Origin of the sequence: Rhizobium sp. BT-226 (assembly GCF_025847085.2) — a bacterium.
Classification (GTDB): domain Bacteria; phylum Pseudomonadota; class Alphaproteobacteria; order Rhizobiales; family Rhizobiaceae; genus Rhizobium; species Rhizobium sophorae.
Map to the genome: position 1 here is coordinate 43,565 of NZ_JAOYTI010000005.1, position 14,149 is coordinate 57,713.

At 61.1% G+C, this 14,149-nt stretch carries 12 protein-coding genes; 9 read left to right on the top strand and 3 right to left on the bottom strand.

The window, feature by feature from the left end:
- Positions 1 to 188 precede the first annotated feature (188 nt).
- A complete protein-coding gene (locus OIU37_RS27260; protein ID WP_180696965.1) occupies positions 189 to 1,079 on the top strand; it encodes a LysR substrate-binding domain-containing protein in 891 nt (296 codons plus the stop codon).
- A 36-nt stretch (positions 1,080 to 1,115) separates the two neighbouring features.
- On the opposite strand, the gene OIU37_RS27265 is transcribed toward OIU37_RS27260, so the two are convergent.
- Positions 1,116 to 2,021, bottom strand: coding sequence for a LysR family transcriptional regulator (locus tag OIU37_RS27265; RefSeq protein WP_180696966.1), 906 nt, complete (start codon positions 2,019 to 2,021; stop codon positions 1,116 to 1,118).
- Positions 2,022 to 2,131: 110 nt separating this feature from the next.
- On the opposite strand from OIU37_RS27265, the gene OIU37_RS27270 reads away from it, so the two are divergent.
- Positions 2,132 to 2,962, top strand: a complete 831-nt coding sequence (locus OIU37_RS27270; RefSeq protein WP_180696967.1) for an SDR family oxidoreductase — start codon at positions 2,132 to 2,134, stop codon at positions 2,960 to 2,962.
- 72 nt (positions 2,963 to 3,034) lie between these two features.
- On the opposite strand, the gene OIU37_RS27275 is transcribed toward OIU37_RS27270, so the two are convergent.
- Both OIU37_RS27275 and OIU37_RS27280 read right to left on the bottom strand, forming a co-directional pair.
- Entirely contained in the window at positions 3,035 to 4,660 is a 1,626-nt protein-coding gene (locus OIU37_RS27275) for a carboxylesterase/lipase family protein (RefSeq protein WP_264259241.1), read from the bottom strand.
- Between the two features lie 368 nt (positions 4,661 to 5,028).
- A complete protein-coding gene (locus OIU37_RS27280) occupies positions 5,029 to 5,307 on the bottom strand; it encodes a hypothetical protein (RefSeq protein WP_180696968.1) in 279 nt (92 codons plus the stop codon).
- 323 nt (positions 5,308 to 5,630) lie between these two features.
- On the opposite strand from OIU37_RS27280, the gene OIU37_RS27285 reads away from it, so the two are divergent.
- From OIU37_RS27285 to OIU37_RS27315, 7 genes are all read left to right on the top strand, one after another.
- Positions 5,631 to 6,662 carry an ABC transporter ATP-binding protein gene (locus OIU37_RS27285; protein WP_171604777.1) on the top strand — a complete coding sequence of 344 codons (1,032 nt, stop codon included), beginning with the start codon at positions 5,631 to 5,633 and terminating at the stop codon, positions 6,660 to 6,662.
- Positions 6,663 to 6,824: 162 nt separating this feature from the next.
- Positions 6,825 to 7,820, top strand: coding sequence for a Fe(3+) ABC transporter substrate-binding protein (locus OIU37_RS27290; RefSeq protein ID WP_372353394.1), 996 nt, complete (start codon positions 6,825 to 6,827; stop codon positions 7,818 to 7,820).
- 52 nt (positions 7,821 to 7,872) lie between these two features.
- The gene (locus OIU37_RS27295) at positions 7,873 to 9,531 is read left to right on the top strand and encodes an iron ABC transporter permease (protein ID WP_264259243.1); all 1,659 of its coding nucleotides are present in this window, start codon (positions 7,873 to 7,875) and stop codon (positions 9,529 to 9,531) included.
- Between the two features lie 279 nt (positions 9,532 to 9,810).
- Complete coding sequence (locus tag OIU37_RS27300) at positions 9,811 to 10,533, top strand: FadR/GntR family transcriptional regulator (RefSeq protein ID WP_240605327.1); 723 nt, start codon at positions 9,811 to 9,813, stop codon at positions 10,531 to 10,533.
- Positions 10,530 to 11,699 (top strand): PLP-dependent transferase, encoded by a 1,170-nt coding sequence (locus OIU37_RS27305; protein ID WP_264259244.1) that lies wholly within the window; start codon positions 10,530 to 10,532, stop codon positions 11,697 to 11,699. The genes OIU37_RS27300 and OIU37_RS27305 overlap by 4 nt, the downstream gene beginning before the upstream one ends.
- 35 nt (positions 11,700 to 11,734) lie before the next feature.
- Complete coding sequence (locus tag OIU37_RS27310) at positions 11,735 to 12,994, top strand: sugar ABC transporter substrate-binding protein (RefSeq protein WP_264259245.1); 1,260 nt, start codon at positions 11,735 to 11,737, stop codon at positions 12,992 to 12,994.
- A gap of 216 nt (positions 12,995 to 13,210) precedes the next feature.
- Positions 13,211 to 14,146 (top strand): carbohydrate ABC transporter permease, encoded by a 936-nt coding sequence (locus OIU37_RS27315; protein ID WP_264259246.1) that lies wholly within the window; start codon positions 13,211 to 13,213, stop codon positions 14,144 to 14,146.
- Positions 14,147 to 14,149 lie beyond the last annotated feature (3 nt).

Consider the following 14,149-nt stretch of genomic DNA (forward strand, 5'->3'; position numbering starts at 1 on the left):
GTCGCCATTGTCACTTCGGCCCGCGCTTTCACCTGGCCATGGCTGAAACGTCGCCAGCCGGATGACGTTCAATATGATCTCGAATATCCGCCTGCGCATCGATATCTCTCCTTTGCGATCATATGTCGCCTCTTGCCTCGCGCCTTCAAACGAGCTTATCGTCGGTCTCGAATGACTTGAGGTTATGGATGAAGCGCGGACGCCTGCCATTGACGGCTTTGCGGAGTTTCGAGGTCGCCGGCCGCCTCGAAAGCTTCACGCTGGCGGCGCAGGAACTGTTCATCTCGCAGGCGGCGGTCAGCCGGCAGATCCGCGAGCTGGAGACGTTGCTGGGCGAGGCGCTCTTCGAGCGCCGCCATCGCGGCGTCCATCTGACCGCCTCGGGCAGCAAGTTGCTGGCGATCCTGACGTCATCCTTCGACCGGATCGACGAATGCCTGGAAGAAATCCGCAGCCGACCGGCGACGGCAGCGGTGACGATCAGCGTGGAACCTTCCTTCGCGGCGTGCTGGCTCGTTCCCCGCCTGCCGGAATTTCGGAAGCGGCATCCTGAGATCGACGTGACGATCGACGCCGATTCACGCCTGATCGAGTTCCGGGGCGGGCAGGCCGAGATCGCCATCCGCCATAGCGCCAGCGTGACCGCCTGGCCGAGGACGGAGAGCGGACATCTCGCCGATGTCCGGATGGTGCCGGTCGCAGCGCCTGCGCTGCTCAATGCAGGGCAAGCGATCGTCCGCCCCGAAGACATGCTTCGTCATACGCTGTTGCATGAGGAGACCCGCGACGTCTGGTTCCGCTGGTTCGAGGCGGCAGGCATCGCCATGCCGGAAATCGCGCGGGGGCCGGTCTATGCCGATGGCGGGCTGGTCATGCAGGCGGTCCTGCGCGGGCAAGGCATAGCCCTGATGGACGACATCTTTGCCGAGGAAGAGATCAGGGCGGGCCGGTTGCTTCGCCTGTCCGACCTTGCCGTTGCCCACGGCGCCTACTGGCTGGTCGCGCGCAGCTTTGAGCGGCTCGCCCCGCCTGCCTCACTCTTTGTTCGCTGGATCAGCTCCCGGATCGAAACATTCTGAAGGCGGCCGATATCGGCAGAACTCGGCCAAGGCCGCCTATCGACCGTGACGTTCGACCTCGGTCAGCACCGTGATGAAAGCCCGCAAACCCTGCGGCACGTGACGGTGGCCGGGATAATAGAGACAGAGGCCCGGAATGGCGGGGCACCAGTCGTCCAGCACGGTGACGAGCGCGCCGCTTTCGAGAAAGGGCCTGGCAGTGCGATCCGAGACATAGGCGATGCCGAGCCCCTTTGCCGCTGCCTGCGCCATCAGCTCGACATGGTCGAGCGTCAGCACGCCCGGAACGTCGACGGCAAGCTCGTGGCCGTGTTTTTCGAACTCCCAGCGGAAGAGCTTGCCGCTTGGCAGCCGGAAGCGGATGCAGGCGTGGGTCTTTAATTCGTCCGGTGTCTGCGGCGCCGGATGCGCTGCGAGATAGGCCAGCGAAGCGACTGAGACGAAACGGGTATCGCCGCCGAACTCCACCGCGATCATATCGAGCGGCACCGCCTCGCGAAGCCTTATGCCGGCATCGAAACCGTCGGCAACGACATCAACGAGCCGATTGTCGGTGACGAGATCGAGCGACATATCGGGATAGCGGGTGAGAAAGGTCGGGACGGCAGCATCGAGCAGCACCCGGGCGGCGATCTCGCTGGTATTGATCCGCAATGTGCCGCTGGGATGGCCGCGGAATTCGTTGACCTCCTCGAGCGCCAGATCGAAATCCCTGAACAGCGGCGTCAGACGGGTGACAAGGCGCTCGCCGGCTTCCGTCGCCGCGACGCTGCGGGTCGTGCGGTTGAGAAGCCGAACGCCCATATTTGCTTCGAGCGAACGCATCATATGGCTGAGCGTCGAAGGCGACAGACCCAACTCGTCGGCGGCCTTGCGGAAGCTGCGATGGGTGACGATGGCAGAGAAGGCTCTCAGTTCGGCAAGGGTCGGCCTGTAATTCATGGCTAAAATTCACCAACTCATGCAGCATTCGACGGATGGAAGCAAGAATAGGCTCATCTATCTTTACCTTCAAGAGCAGCCGCAAATCCGCGGCGTGATAGGGTAAGACAATGGCAAAGACATGGATGATAACGGGAGCCTCCTCCGGTTTCGGGCGCATCATGACCGAAAAACTGCTGGCGCGCGGTGATCGCGTCGCGGCGACAGTGCGCAGGCCGGAAGCGCTCGACGATTTGGTGTCGCTTTACGGCGAGAACCTGTGGATCGCGACGCTTGACGTCAGCAATGATGGGGCGGTGCGCGCAGTCGTCGACGCCGCTTTTGCAGCGATGGGCCGGATCGACGTCGTCGTCAGCAATGCCGGCTACGGCCTGTTTGGTGCTGCGGAGGAGGTGAGCGACGAACAGATCCGCCATCAGATCGATACCAACCTGATCGGCTCGATCCAGGTAATCCGGGCAGCGCTGCCGCATATGCGGGCGCAGGGCGGCGGCCGCATCCTGCAGGTGTCTTCGGAAGGCGGGCAGATCGCCTATCCGAATTTCAGCCTCTACCACGCGACCAAATGGGGCATCGAAGGCTTCATCGAAGCCGTTTCGCAGGAGGTCGCTCCCTTCGGCATCGAGTTCATCATTGCCGAGCCAGGTCCGGCGCGGACCGATTTTGGGCGCGGCCTGGTCGCGCCGCAACCGATGGAAGCCTATGACGCGACGCCGGCCGGCGAAATCCGCCGCGCCATCGCCGACGGCACGTTCGAAGCCAAGGGTGACCCCGTCAAGATGGCGCAGGCGATGATCGAGGCTGCCGAACAGCACTCGGCTCCGAAGCGGCTGGCGCTCGGCGCCGGCAGCTATGCCTCGATCCGCAAGGCGCTGGTCCAGCGGTTGGCTGAGCTCGACGCCTTCAAGGAGGTGACGATCTCCACGGATGTCGATAGCTGACGCACGGCCAGCAAATGCCCCTGCCGGCGCCGGCCGGGTCTATGTCAGCCGGCGCCGTATGTCCAATTGGCGTTAAAGGGCGCCTGCTGCCTGCAGCAGCTTGCGATCGAGATCGACCGCCACGCGGGGTTGCTTGTCGAGGACCATGGTCGCTGGTTTGTCGGTTGTGTAGGCCGGCCACTCGGGCAAGCCCTCGGCGCTCGGCTTGCCGTTGCGCGCGAAGTTGACCCAGGCCTGGCTCACCTTTTTGGAAAGCGTAAGAGCGTCGCTGCCCCCGCCGGTCGACGTCTTGACCAAGGCGGCGTTCGCAAACACGTAGGGCAGTTCCGCACAATGCCAGGCCATGGCAATCCCATCCAGGACCGGTGACTCGTAGGCGAACATGTAGGAGTAGACCGGAGCCCCGTTCTGCTTCGCCTTCAGGTCGAGATCACGGATGGCGCCCGGCCGGAAGCGCAGGTCGAGGAAATAGGCGTCGGCGATCTTTTTCTCGGGGTAGGCGGCCATGAATGCCTTGCCGACCGCGTCGGATTTGTCGGCGAAGCGCTCCTTCAGCTTGGCCTGAGCCTTCGCATCGTCCCAGCCGTTCTTGTTGTCGGCAAGCAGCTCGCCCGCCTTGTGATTGATCACCGTCTCGAACTCGTTGAGGGTGTTGCCGACCATCAGCGGAATGTCCTTGGCCTGGTCGACCCACTGTGTCCCGACAGGGTTCGCTGGAATGTAGTCGCCGTCCTGAACGGGCGCATAGCGGGCGTCCTTCGCGCCCTGGGCGGTCGCCTCCTTGACGGCCTTGTCGGCCGCCGCAAGGAGATCGTAATAGTCTGCGTCGGCAAGCTTGTCGATGTCGCTGGCCTTGAGACCGAGATTGGCGAGCGTCAGTTCGGCCACCTTGCGCGAAGACGCTTGATCGATGACGGAATCGGTCCGCGAGCCGCTCTGGACGATGGCCTTCTGGAAGAGGCCCTTCGCTGACGGCGTCCCCATCAGGGCGCGCACCTTGTAGCCACCGCCGGACTGGCCGAAAATCGTCACGTTGCCGGGGTCGCCGCCGAAGGCCTCGGCGTTGTCGTGGACCCATTTCAGCGCAGCGACGAGATCGGTGACGCTGGCATTGCCCGACCGTTTGTACTTCTCGCCATAGGCGGAAAGATCGAGGAAGCCGAGCACGTTGAGCCGGTGGTTGAGGGTGACGACGACGACATCGCCGTCTTTGCTCAGATTGTGGCCGTCATACGAGGTCAGCTCGATGCCGGAGCCATTGGTGAAGCCGCCCCCATGGATCCAAACCATGACAGGCCGTTTCTTTCCGTCTTTGATCGCAGGCGTCCAAATGTTCAGGAACTGGCAGGCTTCGCTCATCGGCAGATAGCGGTGCGGATTGAAGAGTTCGTCGCCGGCCACCTCCTTCATTCGGGGGATGAAGCAGTTCTCGCCATAGGTGACTGCGGGACGGATGCCTTGCCAAGGCGCGACCTCTTCGGCTGGCATGAAGCGGTCGGCACGAGCATAGGGGACGCCAAGATAGCTGTAGATGCCATCGTCGAGTGCGCCGACGAGACTGCCCTTCTTGGTTTCGACGACCGTCCTGTTCTGCGAAGCAACAAATTCTTCCGCGAGTGCGGGGGCGCCGGCAATGGAAGCTGTCACCGCCGACAGCGCGGATAACAAAGCGCAATAATATAAGAACGTCCTTTTCATCAACTGATCCTCTTGTCGTTGATTTCGAGTTTTCAAAAGCCCGACGGCCGCCATCCCCGGCCGTCGGTGACTAACTAGGTCGGCACCGATGATTGTCAGGCCACAGTCAGATGGTTTGCTGGAGAGAGGATCACACCGGAGGGTTTGAACGGGTCTTCTTGCCAACTGGCCTCCAATGAGCCAGGAGATCCAACGCGCGGGCCGCTTCTGCGCGCTTTGGTCCTGCCGGACGTCGAGCGTCTTGAGCACGCCCGACGGAACACCACTCGGCGCCAAAGTGGTAGCGATTGGCCAACTATCCACACAGGTGATTAGGCGGCGAGATACATGGCGCCGCTTGCCCGGACCGCGTTAGCGTCTGCCACTGGTCAGAAAGATGACGAAGGGACCACCCCAATCGTTGGGACGGGTGGTTTGCGCTCCTGTATCTTGTCTCCCGGCTCGTCGCCGGCGCTCAGTGCCTCGCGCACTTCATCCTCTTCCCAACCCGCCTCGATGGCGGAAGCCACGAGCGTTTCGATTTTCTCGGTTTCCGAGTTGTGCGAAGTCTCATCGAGGTGGTGTCTGGCGGTATCGAGACACTGACGGAGGTTCGAAGCGCGGCTGGCGTCGTTACGGTCGTAGCTTGGCGATGCGACGTAGGTCATTTGAGAGCTCCCTGCTGATCGAGAGGAACAATTGAAGAGAGAGCCGGTTCCACTGCGTATCTCGGAAAAGCGAGACAAGGTGCAATCTCCGGCGTGACGGCACTTAAGGTGATCGCGGCCGTTGCGATTGGCGCGGTATTCCGGAACGGTCATCTGTGGCGATAGGTGGAAAGATGCCGGCGAGAAGTTTTTGCCGCAACTTTGAAACGGCAAATAGCTTGCCGTGCTTGCGGAACAGATTGCGCTTGTCCCGACCTGCCTCGGTATGTTCTAGGGGTGTTTCAGGACTTGCACTGGAAGCCACCGGCGAGCATGAAGCTGAAATGAACGCAATCGCAGTACGGCTGGAAAATGTTACCCGTCGCTTTGGTATCACTGCAGCCGTGCAGGATCTTTCTCTTCATATTCGGCGCGGAGATGCGGTTTCGCTCGTGGGCCATTCCGGTTGCGGCAAGTCTACGCTCCTGCGCATGATTGCCGGTGTCGAGATACCGGAATCCGGCCGCATCCTCCTCGAAGGCCGCGAGGTCGCCAGCTCGACCACTTTCGTCGAACCGGAGGCGCGTGGCGTCGGATTCGTCTTTCAGGACTATGCTCTCTTCCCGCACCTGACTGTACGAGCCAATATCCTCTTTGGTCTCAAGCGACATCCGAAAGGCGAAGCAACCGCGCGAGCAGAGGAGATGATCAGCAAGGTCGGAATCGAACATCTAACGCATCGCTATCCGCACACCCTTTCGGGCGGTGAACAGCAGCGTGTTGCACTAGCCCGGGCTCTGGCGCCTCGGCCGAGTATCGTCCTGATGGACGAACCTTTTTCCAATCTGGATCAGGGCCTGCGTGGAAAGGTACGCAGCGACACCTTGAGCCTCTTGAGGGCACTCGGCACGACCGTGATCATCGTGACGCATGATCCCCAGGAAGCACTTTCCGTCGGTGATCAGGTGGTTCTGATGCGGGCAGGTGAAATCGTCCAGTCCGGTTCCGCCTATGATCTGCACGACCGTCCAACGAATCCTTACGCGGCAGAGTTCTTTTGCGCGTCCAGTAAAGTTCCCGGCGTTTACCGTGGCGGATGGATCGAGACCGCGATCGGTAACTTCGCCTATGCGCTTGATCGTCCGCCCGCAAGCTCCGTGACCGTTTATATCCGCCCGCATGCGATTTCGCTGTCCCCCGGCTCGGGAATTGCCGCTCGTATCGAGGACCGTGTTTTGCATGGCGAATTCGAGCAGATAACGTTGAAGGTTGATGGCCTCGATGTGCCGCTTAAGGCGAGAGCTTTGGAGCGGCTCCCGGTCGACGCAGAGAATATTCAGATATCGATCCTCCCCGAGCGGCTCTTGGCTTTTTGACAGCTGACCTGCGCTGGCCCATGCTGCTGACCTCCTCATCAAGTTTCCGTGATATTCGGCATCAAGCTCCAGGGAAAACTTGACTTTCAGGGTCATGAACTGCTCAAGGGATGCGCATTCATTCGGAGGGACATAATGAATTCGCGCTCTATCCTCGCATCCATGCTGCTTGCTGCTTCGGCGCTGATGTCGTCTTGCATCGCTGCGGCCGCAGAAATCAACCTTTACACAACGAGAGAGCCGGCTCTGATCGCACCTCTTCTGGAGGCGTTCACCAAATCGACCGGGACGAAGATCAATACGATTTTCCTGAAGGATGGCCTGGCAGAGCGTGTCGCCTCCGAGGGCGCCAGCTCCCCGGCTGACATCCTGATGGCCGTCGATGCCGGCAACCTTGTCGATCTGGTCGACAAAGGCGTAACGCAACCAGTCGAATCGCCTGTTCTGAATTCGGCAATCCCGGAACAGCTGCGTGATCCCAAGGGCAACTGGTTTGCACTTTCGATGCGCGCGCGCGTGCTCTACGCGGCCAAGGACATTGACATTAGCACATTCAACTACGAGGAGCTTGCCGATCCCAAGTGGAAGGGCAAGGTCTGCATACGCTCGGGTCAACACCCTTATAATACGGCACTGTTTGCCGACTACATCGCTCATTACGGCGCGGAAGAAACCGAGAAATGGCTGACAAGTGTCAAGGCCAATCTCGCCCGTAAGGCAGCCGGCGGCGATCGCGATTCGGCCAAGGATATCCTCGGCGGCATTTGCGATATCGGTATCGCCAACTCCTATTATGTCGGCCTGATGCGGTCCGGCAAGGGTGGTGAAGAGCAGGTCAAGTGGGGCGACGCCATCAAGGTCATCCTGCCGACCTTCAAGAACGGCGGGACGCAGGTGAATATCAGCGGCGCGGCAATCGCCAAGCATTCACCGAACAAGGCTGAAGCCGTCAAACTTCTCGAATATCTCGTCTCTGACGAAGCACAGAAGATCTATGCTGAGGCCAATTACGAATATCCCGTGAAGGCAGGCGTCGCGGCCGATCCGATCATCGCATCCTTTGGCGAACTAAAAATCGACAGCAAGCCCTTGTCCGAGATCGTCAGCCATCGCAAGCAGGCGAGTGAACTCGTAGACAAGGTCGGCTTCGACAACTAAGGACAGGGAAGGCGCCGCTGACAGGCGCCTTCCCCCGAAAACGGACCAAGGGATGTTTCCGAGCTCGGTGCCCGCCCGTTCTGCAAAGCGCCCTGGCAGCGCATGGCTGACGATTGCCGCCACTATCGCCCTCATAGCCATGTTGCCGATCGGGGGATTACTCATCGAAGCCTCGAAGGGTTCGGCGGGTCTTTGGGGACATCTTTTCTCGACCATCCTTCCCGTCGCGCTTCTCGACACCGTCATTCTCCTTGCGGGGGTCGGCGTCATCACTGCTGTGGTTGGCACGACGACGGCATGGCTGGTGACCGCCTATGATTTTCCCGGCAGGCATGCTCTGGAGTGGATGCTGCTTCTGCCGCTTGCCGTTCCGACCTACATCGTCGCCTATGCCTATCTGGATATAATGCATCCGATCGGTCCGGTGCAGGATGCCGTGCGCTGGTTGCTAGGCTACGAGACCCCGCGCCAGTTTCGCCTTCCGGACGTCCGTTCCATGACTGGCTGCATCCTGCTTCTCGGAATCGTGCTCTACCCCTATGTCTACATCCCCACGCGCGCGATGTTCCTCACGCAATCCGGCAATCTCGTCGACGCGGCACGCACGCTCGGCATATCTCGCCGCGCGGTCTTCTGGCGGGTCGCTCTGCCGCTCGCGCGCCCCGCAGTTGCCGTGGGTATCAGCCTTGCCCTGATGGAAACGTTGAACGATATAGGCGCCGCCGAATTCCTCGGTGTCCGGACGATCACCGTTTCCATCTACACGACCTGGATCACCCGCTCCGATTTATCGGGAGCGTCGCAGATCGCCCTTGCCCTTCTTCTCATCGTCGTCGCAATTGTTGCGGTTGAGCGATGGGCGCGACGCAAGCAGGGCTACTCGATCGATGTGCGCCGGATGCGAAGTTTCCAACCGCGGCGGGTATCCTTGGGAAAAGGCGTACTGCTGTTTCTCGGCGGTCTTCTGCCTGTCATCCTAGGCTTCGCCGCGCCCGCGCTCTATCTGCTGATCGAAGCGGCAAAACGCTATCGGTTCGCCGGCATATCCCCACGGATCATCGATGAGGCCGTGAATACGATCGCTATCGCCACCCTGGCGACAATCACGACCGTCATCCTTGGCCTTCTCGCCGTCTACGCGACCCGCCTGCGGCCGGGCCAGCCGTCCTCCTGGCTCCTGCGCTGTTCCACGATTGGCTATGCGGCTCCCGGCACCGTGGTCGCCATCGGCGTGCTGATCATCCTTGGCGGGCTCGACCAGTTTATCGACCGCACCGCGCTTTCCTTGTTTGATGTGTCCACTGGTCTGCTCCTGATGGGATCGGGTGCTGCCGTCATATATGCGCTCATCGTGCGGTTTCTGGCGATCTCCGCCGGCAGCATGGAAGCCGGTCTATCGCGCATTTCCCTGTCGCTTGATCATGCGTCACGTTCGCTGGGGCAGTCCACCGCAGGCACCCTGCGCTACGTGCATTTGCCGCTTTCAAAGGCGGCAATCTCAGCTGCCGCGCTACTGGTCTTCGTCGATTGTGTAAAGGAGCTGCCGGCGACACTCCTCCTTCGGCCACTCAATGTCGAGACTTTCGCAACTCATCTTTATGGAGAGGCTGCCAGAGGCACTTACGAGGAAGCCTCGATTGCAGCACTCGCCATCGTGCTGATCGGCATCCTGCCGGCCATTTTGCTGTCGCGGATCGGACGTATCCGCTAGCAGGCATGCCGATGGGAATGCCGGCTCCGCGACCTCCCCTCGCAACGCAAAGCGACACATCGATCGCCATGGCAAGGTCGTGGCCGAATGGCTGCTTGACCTCTGTAAATGTAGCACCGGCACAAGGAAAGAGAGGCCATTCGGAGGGGCCTAAGGGACGTCGTGGAGGAGCGGGACCAAAAATGGACGTTGCCGACTTGACGTTTTCCGCCCTATGCGAAATGCTAAGATGTCAGACCAATTCGAGAGGTCGGCTGCCTGATAAGAAAATGGGGAACCATGAAGGCAAATAGCAGTGACAGGCCGGTGATCCGGCCGCTTCCCGTCATGGACCGCGCGCGTCAGGTGACCGATGCGCTGGCGGATTATGTCGAAGAAGCCAGGTTGAAGGCGGGCGACCGTTTGCCGGCCGAGCGCGAGCTGATGGCAGCCCTTGCCGTCGGCCGTTCGACCATTCGCGAGGCGATTCGTCACTTCCAGGCGCTCGGCGTCATCGAGACGCGCAAGGGCAGCGGCACCTATCTGCTGAAACCGGTTTCCAGGGCGACGATCCATATGCCGCTGTCGTTCGACACGGTGCATCTGCGCGATGCGCTGCTGCAGACGCTGGAGGTTCGCCGCGGCATCGAATGCGAGGCGGGCATGGTTGCGGCGCGGCGACGCACAAGCACGGATCTCGTCGTCATCGAGGAAAAGCTGAACGCGATGGAGCGTGTGCACTTGGAGAAAGGCACGTCCGGGCCGGAGGATCTGGCCTTCCACCTCGCCGTCTACGACGCCACCCATAATCCGCTGTTTCGCCAGCTTCTCGAGCAGATGCGCGAGACTTTCGAGCGCTTCTGGGAGCATCCGTTCGACCGGCAGGATTTCGCGCGCCGGTCCTTTCCCTTTCACCGCACCCTTTTCGACGCGATCGCTGCCGGGGATCCCGAGGCGGCGCGCGCCGAAACATTGAAAATTCTCGATATCGTCGAGGAAGACATCAAGGAAATGTCCAAATGAGTAACGGCTCTGAACCGTTCGATCTTGCTTCCCTCATCGCCGCGCATGACGAAGGCAACTTCGCCGACGCCGTCGTGCCGCCGATTTTCCAGACCTCGCTTTTCACCTTTTCCGATTATGACGACATGATCGCTTCCTATCGCGGCGAGAAGGTCCGGCCGATCTACACGCGCGGCCTGAACCCGACGGTGCGCGCCTTCGAGGAAATGCTGGCCAAGCTCGAAGGTGCGGAGGATGCGCTGGGTTTTGCCAGCGGCATGGCGGCAATCTCGTCGGCGGTGCTGAGCTTCGTCGAGCCGGGCGACCGCATCGTCGCTGTCAAACATGTCTATCCCGATGCCTTCCGCCTGTTCGGCACCATCCTGAAGCGGATGAAGATCGAGGTGACCTATGTCGACGGGCGCGACGAGGAGGCGGTCGCCAAGGCGCTGCCCGGCGCCAGGGTACTCTACCTGGAAAGCCCGACGAGCTGGGTGATGGAAGCTCATGATGTCGGCGCGCTCGCCGCACTTGCCAGGCATCACGGCGCCGTTTCGATGATCGACAATAGCTGGGCGAGCCCGTTCTTCCAGCGGCCGCTGACGCTCGGCGTCGATCTCGTCATCCACTCCGCCTCGAAATATCTCGGCGGCCACAGCGATGTGGTGGCAGGCGTCATCGCCGGCTCGAAGGAAATGATCGCGCGCGTCAAGGCCGAGGCCTATCCTTATCTCGGCGGCAAGCTTTCGCCGTTCGACGCCTGGCTCCTGATCCGCGGGTTGCGCACGCTGCCGCTGCGCATGAGAGCCCATGAGGCATCCGGCCTCGAAATCGCCAGGCGCCTGCAGAAGCTCGAGGTGGTGGAGACGGTCTGCCATCCGGGGCTCGCCAACCGCCTGCCCGTCGGGCTCAACGGCACGTCGGGCCTGTTTTCCTTCATCTTCCGGGAAGGCATCGATATCCGCGCCTTCGCCGACCACCTCAATCTCTTCAAACTGGGTGTAAGCTGGGGTGGGCATGAAAGCCTGATCGTACCGGGCGAGGTGGTGCTTCAGCAGAAGGCACAGCCGAATTCCGCGCAAAGCTTCGGAATCCACGCGCGATCCGTACGCCTCCATGTCGGCCTCGAAGGAACCGAGGCTTTGTGGAGGGACATTGAGGAGGCGCTCGCCGCCTCACAATCCTGAAACCCGAGAGAAACCTAATAAGGGGGAACTGAGCCATGAAAAAGCTAATAATCTCAACGCTCTTCGCTTCGATGATGGCCGGTACGGCTCTTGCCGATACGACGCTCAAGCTTGTCGAAGTCATCACCAGCCCGGAGCGCACCGAAACGCTGAAATCGATCGTCGGCAAGTTCGAGGCCGCCAACCCCGGCACCAAGGTCGACATCATCTCGCTGCCCTGGAACGAAGCCTTCCAGAAATTCGCGACCATGGTGTCGGCCGGCGACGTGCCCGATGTGATGGAAATGCCCGATACCTGGCTGTCGCTCTATGCCAATAACGGCATGCTCGAGAGCCTGGAGCCCTACCTGGAAAAGTGGGAGCACACCAAGGAGCTGACGCCGCGCGCCCTCGAGCTCGGCCGCGACGTCAAGAACACCGCCTATATGCTGCCCTACGGCTTCTATCTCAGGGCGATGTTCTACAACAAGAAGCTGCTTGCCGAAGCCGGTGTGACCGCGCCGCCGAAGACGCTGGAGGAGTTCACCGACGCGTCCGAAAAGGTCTCCAAACTGCCGGGCAAATACGGCTACTGCATGCGCGGCGGACCAGGCGGTCTCAACGGCTGGATGATCTTCGCCGCCACGATGGCCGGTTCGAACAAGTACTTCAACGAGGACGGCACCTCGACGATGAACAGCCCCGGCTGGGCCAAGGGCATCGAATGGATGGTTGATCTCTATAAGAAGGGCTATGCGCCGAAGGACAGCGTCAACTGGGGCTTCAACGAAGTCGTCGCCGGCTTCTATTCCGGCACCTGCGCATTCCTCGACCAGGATCCGGACGCGCTGATCGCCATCGCCGAGCGCATGAAGAAGGAGGATTTCGGTGTCGCGCCGCTGCCGAAAGGCCCCGACGGCAAGTCCTTCCCGACGATCGGTTACGGCGGCTGGTCGATGTTCACGACCAGCGGCAACAAGGATCTTTCCTGGAAGCTGATCGCCACCCTCGAAGGGCCGGAAGGTAATCTTGAGTGGAACAAGCGGATCGGCGCCCTGCCGGCCTATACGGCGGCCGAGAAGGATCCCTTCTATGCCGGTGACCAGTTCAAGGGCTGGTTCGAGGAACTGGCGGACCCGAACACGGTACCAACAGTCATGCCGACCTACCTCGAGGATTTCGCCTTCTTCAAGGATTCGCTGGCGATCAAGACCTCGCAGCAGGCATTGCTCGGCGATATCTCGGCGAAGGATCTGGCAGACCAGTGGGCGGATTATCTGACCAAGGCGCAGCAGAAGTTCCTGAGCAAGAAGTAAGTGGAAAAGGGGGCGTCGAGCTGGAGGCCCCCTCATCCGCCTGCCGGCACCTTCTCCCCGCTGGGGAGAAGGGATTCGCAGCAGCGCCTCCGTTCCCTTCTCCCCTCGGGGAGAAGGTGGCCCGAAGGGTCGGATGAGGGGCTCCGACCTCCCCATTCAAAAGCATGACCCACCCATGAATTCCCAACCGGGTAAGATAATGGAAACCGCAATCCGATGACCATTTCCGCCGATACGCTCGACATGCGTCGCGACCGCAGGCCGTGGCTGCGTCGCGTTGCCGATGCCTCGGAGCCCTATCTCTACAGCGCACCGTCGCTGATCCTAATCATTGCGGTGATGCTGGTGCCGCTGACCGTCGGCATTTCCTACGCCTTCCGCGATATCCAGCTGCTCAATCCATTTTCCGGCGGCTTCGTCGGGCTCGATCATTTCCGCGAGCTTGCCGGCGATGCCGCCTTCTACGGGGCGCTGAGGAACACGCTGTGGTGGACCGGCGCCTCCGTCGTCCTGCAGTTCGTCTTCGGGCTTATCCTGGCGCTGCTGCTCGACAAGCCCTTTAAGGGCAGGGCAATCGCGCAGGCGCTGGTCTTCCTGCCCTGGGCCGTGCCGTCTTTCCTAGCCGGCCTCAACTGGGCCTGGCTGTTCAATCCCGTCATCGGGCCGATCCCGCACTGGCTTTTCGGCCTCGGGCTGATGCATGAGCCGGGCAATATCCTCTCCGATCCCAACTATGCGATGTGGGGGCCGATCGTCGCCAATGTCTGGTGGGGCATTCCCTTCTTCGCCATCACGCTGCTTGCGGCGCTGCAGGCGATCCCGCGCGATCTCTATGAAGCGGCGTCGATCGACGGCGCCGGCTGGTTCCAGCGCTTCCGCTCGATAACCCTGCCGTTTCTGGCGCCGACGATCGCCATCACCGTGCTGCTGCGCACCGTCTGGATTTCCAACTTCGCCGATCTCATCGTCGTCATGACCAATGGCGGGCCGGCGGACCGGACGCAGATCGTCGCCAGCTACATCTTCACGACGGCCTTCCGGCGACTCGATTTCGGTTATGCCTCGGCGATCGCGCTGGTGCTGCTCGTGCTGCTGCTTGCCTATTCGATGCTGATCATCCTGCTCCGGCAGACGCTGCTGAACAAGGATTGAGAT

Excerpts from the sequence above, each read along its gene's own strand:
- OIU37_RS27260 (WP_180696965.1), top strand. The coding sequence starts at position 189 with ATGAAGCGCGGACGCCTGCCATTGACGGCTTTGCGGAGTTTCGAGGTC.
- OIU37_RS27265 (WP_180696966.1), bottom strand. The coding sequence starts at position 2,021 with ATGAATTACAGGCCGACCCTTGCCGAACTGAGAGCCTTCTCTGCCATC.
- OIU37_RS27270 (WP_180696967.1), top strand. The coding sequence starts at position 2,132 with ATGGCAAAGACATGGATGATAACGGGAGCCTCCTCCGGTTTCGGGCGC.
- OIU37_RS27275 (WP_264259241.1), bottom strand. The coding sequence starts at position 4,660 with ATGAAAAGGACGTTCTTATATTATTGCGCTTTGTTATCCGCGCTGTCG.
- OIU37_RS27280 (WP_180696968.1), bottom strand. The coding sequence starts at position 5,307 with ATGACCTACGTCGCATCGCCAAGCTACGACCGTAACGACGCCAGCCGC.
- OIU37_RS27285 (WP_171604777.1), top strand. The coding sequence starts at position 5,631 with ATGAACGCAATCGCAGTACGGCTGGAAAATGTTACCCGTCGCTTTGGT.
- OIU37_RS27290 (WP_372353394.1), top strand. The coding sequence starts at position 6,825 with ATGCTGCTTGCTGCTTCGGCGCTGATGTCGTCTTGCATCGCTGCGGCC.
- OIU37_RS27295 (WP_264259243.1), top strand. The coding sequence starts at position 7,873 with ATGTTTCCGAGCTCGGTGCCCGCCCGTTCTGCAAAGCGCCCTGGCAGC.
- OIU37_RS27300 (WP_240605327.1), top strand. The coding sequence starts at position 9,811 with ATGAAGGCAAATAGCAGTGACAGGCCGGTGATCCGGCCGCTTCCCGTC.
- OIU37_RS27305 (WP_264259244.1), top strand. The coding sequence starts at position 10,530 with ATGAGTAACGGCTCTGAACCGTTCGATCTTGCTTCCCTCATCGCCGCG.
- OIU37_RS27310 (WP_264259245.1), top strand. The coding sequence starts at position 11,735 with ATGAAAAAGCTAATAATCTCAACGCTCTTCGCTTCGATGATGGCCGGT.
- OIU37_RS27315 (WP_264259246.1), top strand. The coding sequence starts at position 13,211 with ATGACCATTTCCGCCGATACGCTCGACATGCGTCGCGACCGCAGGCCG.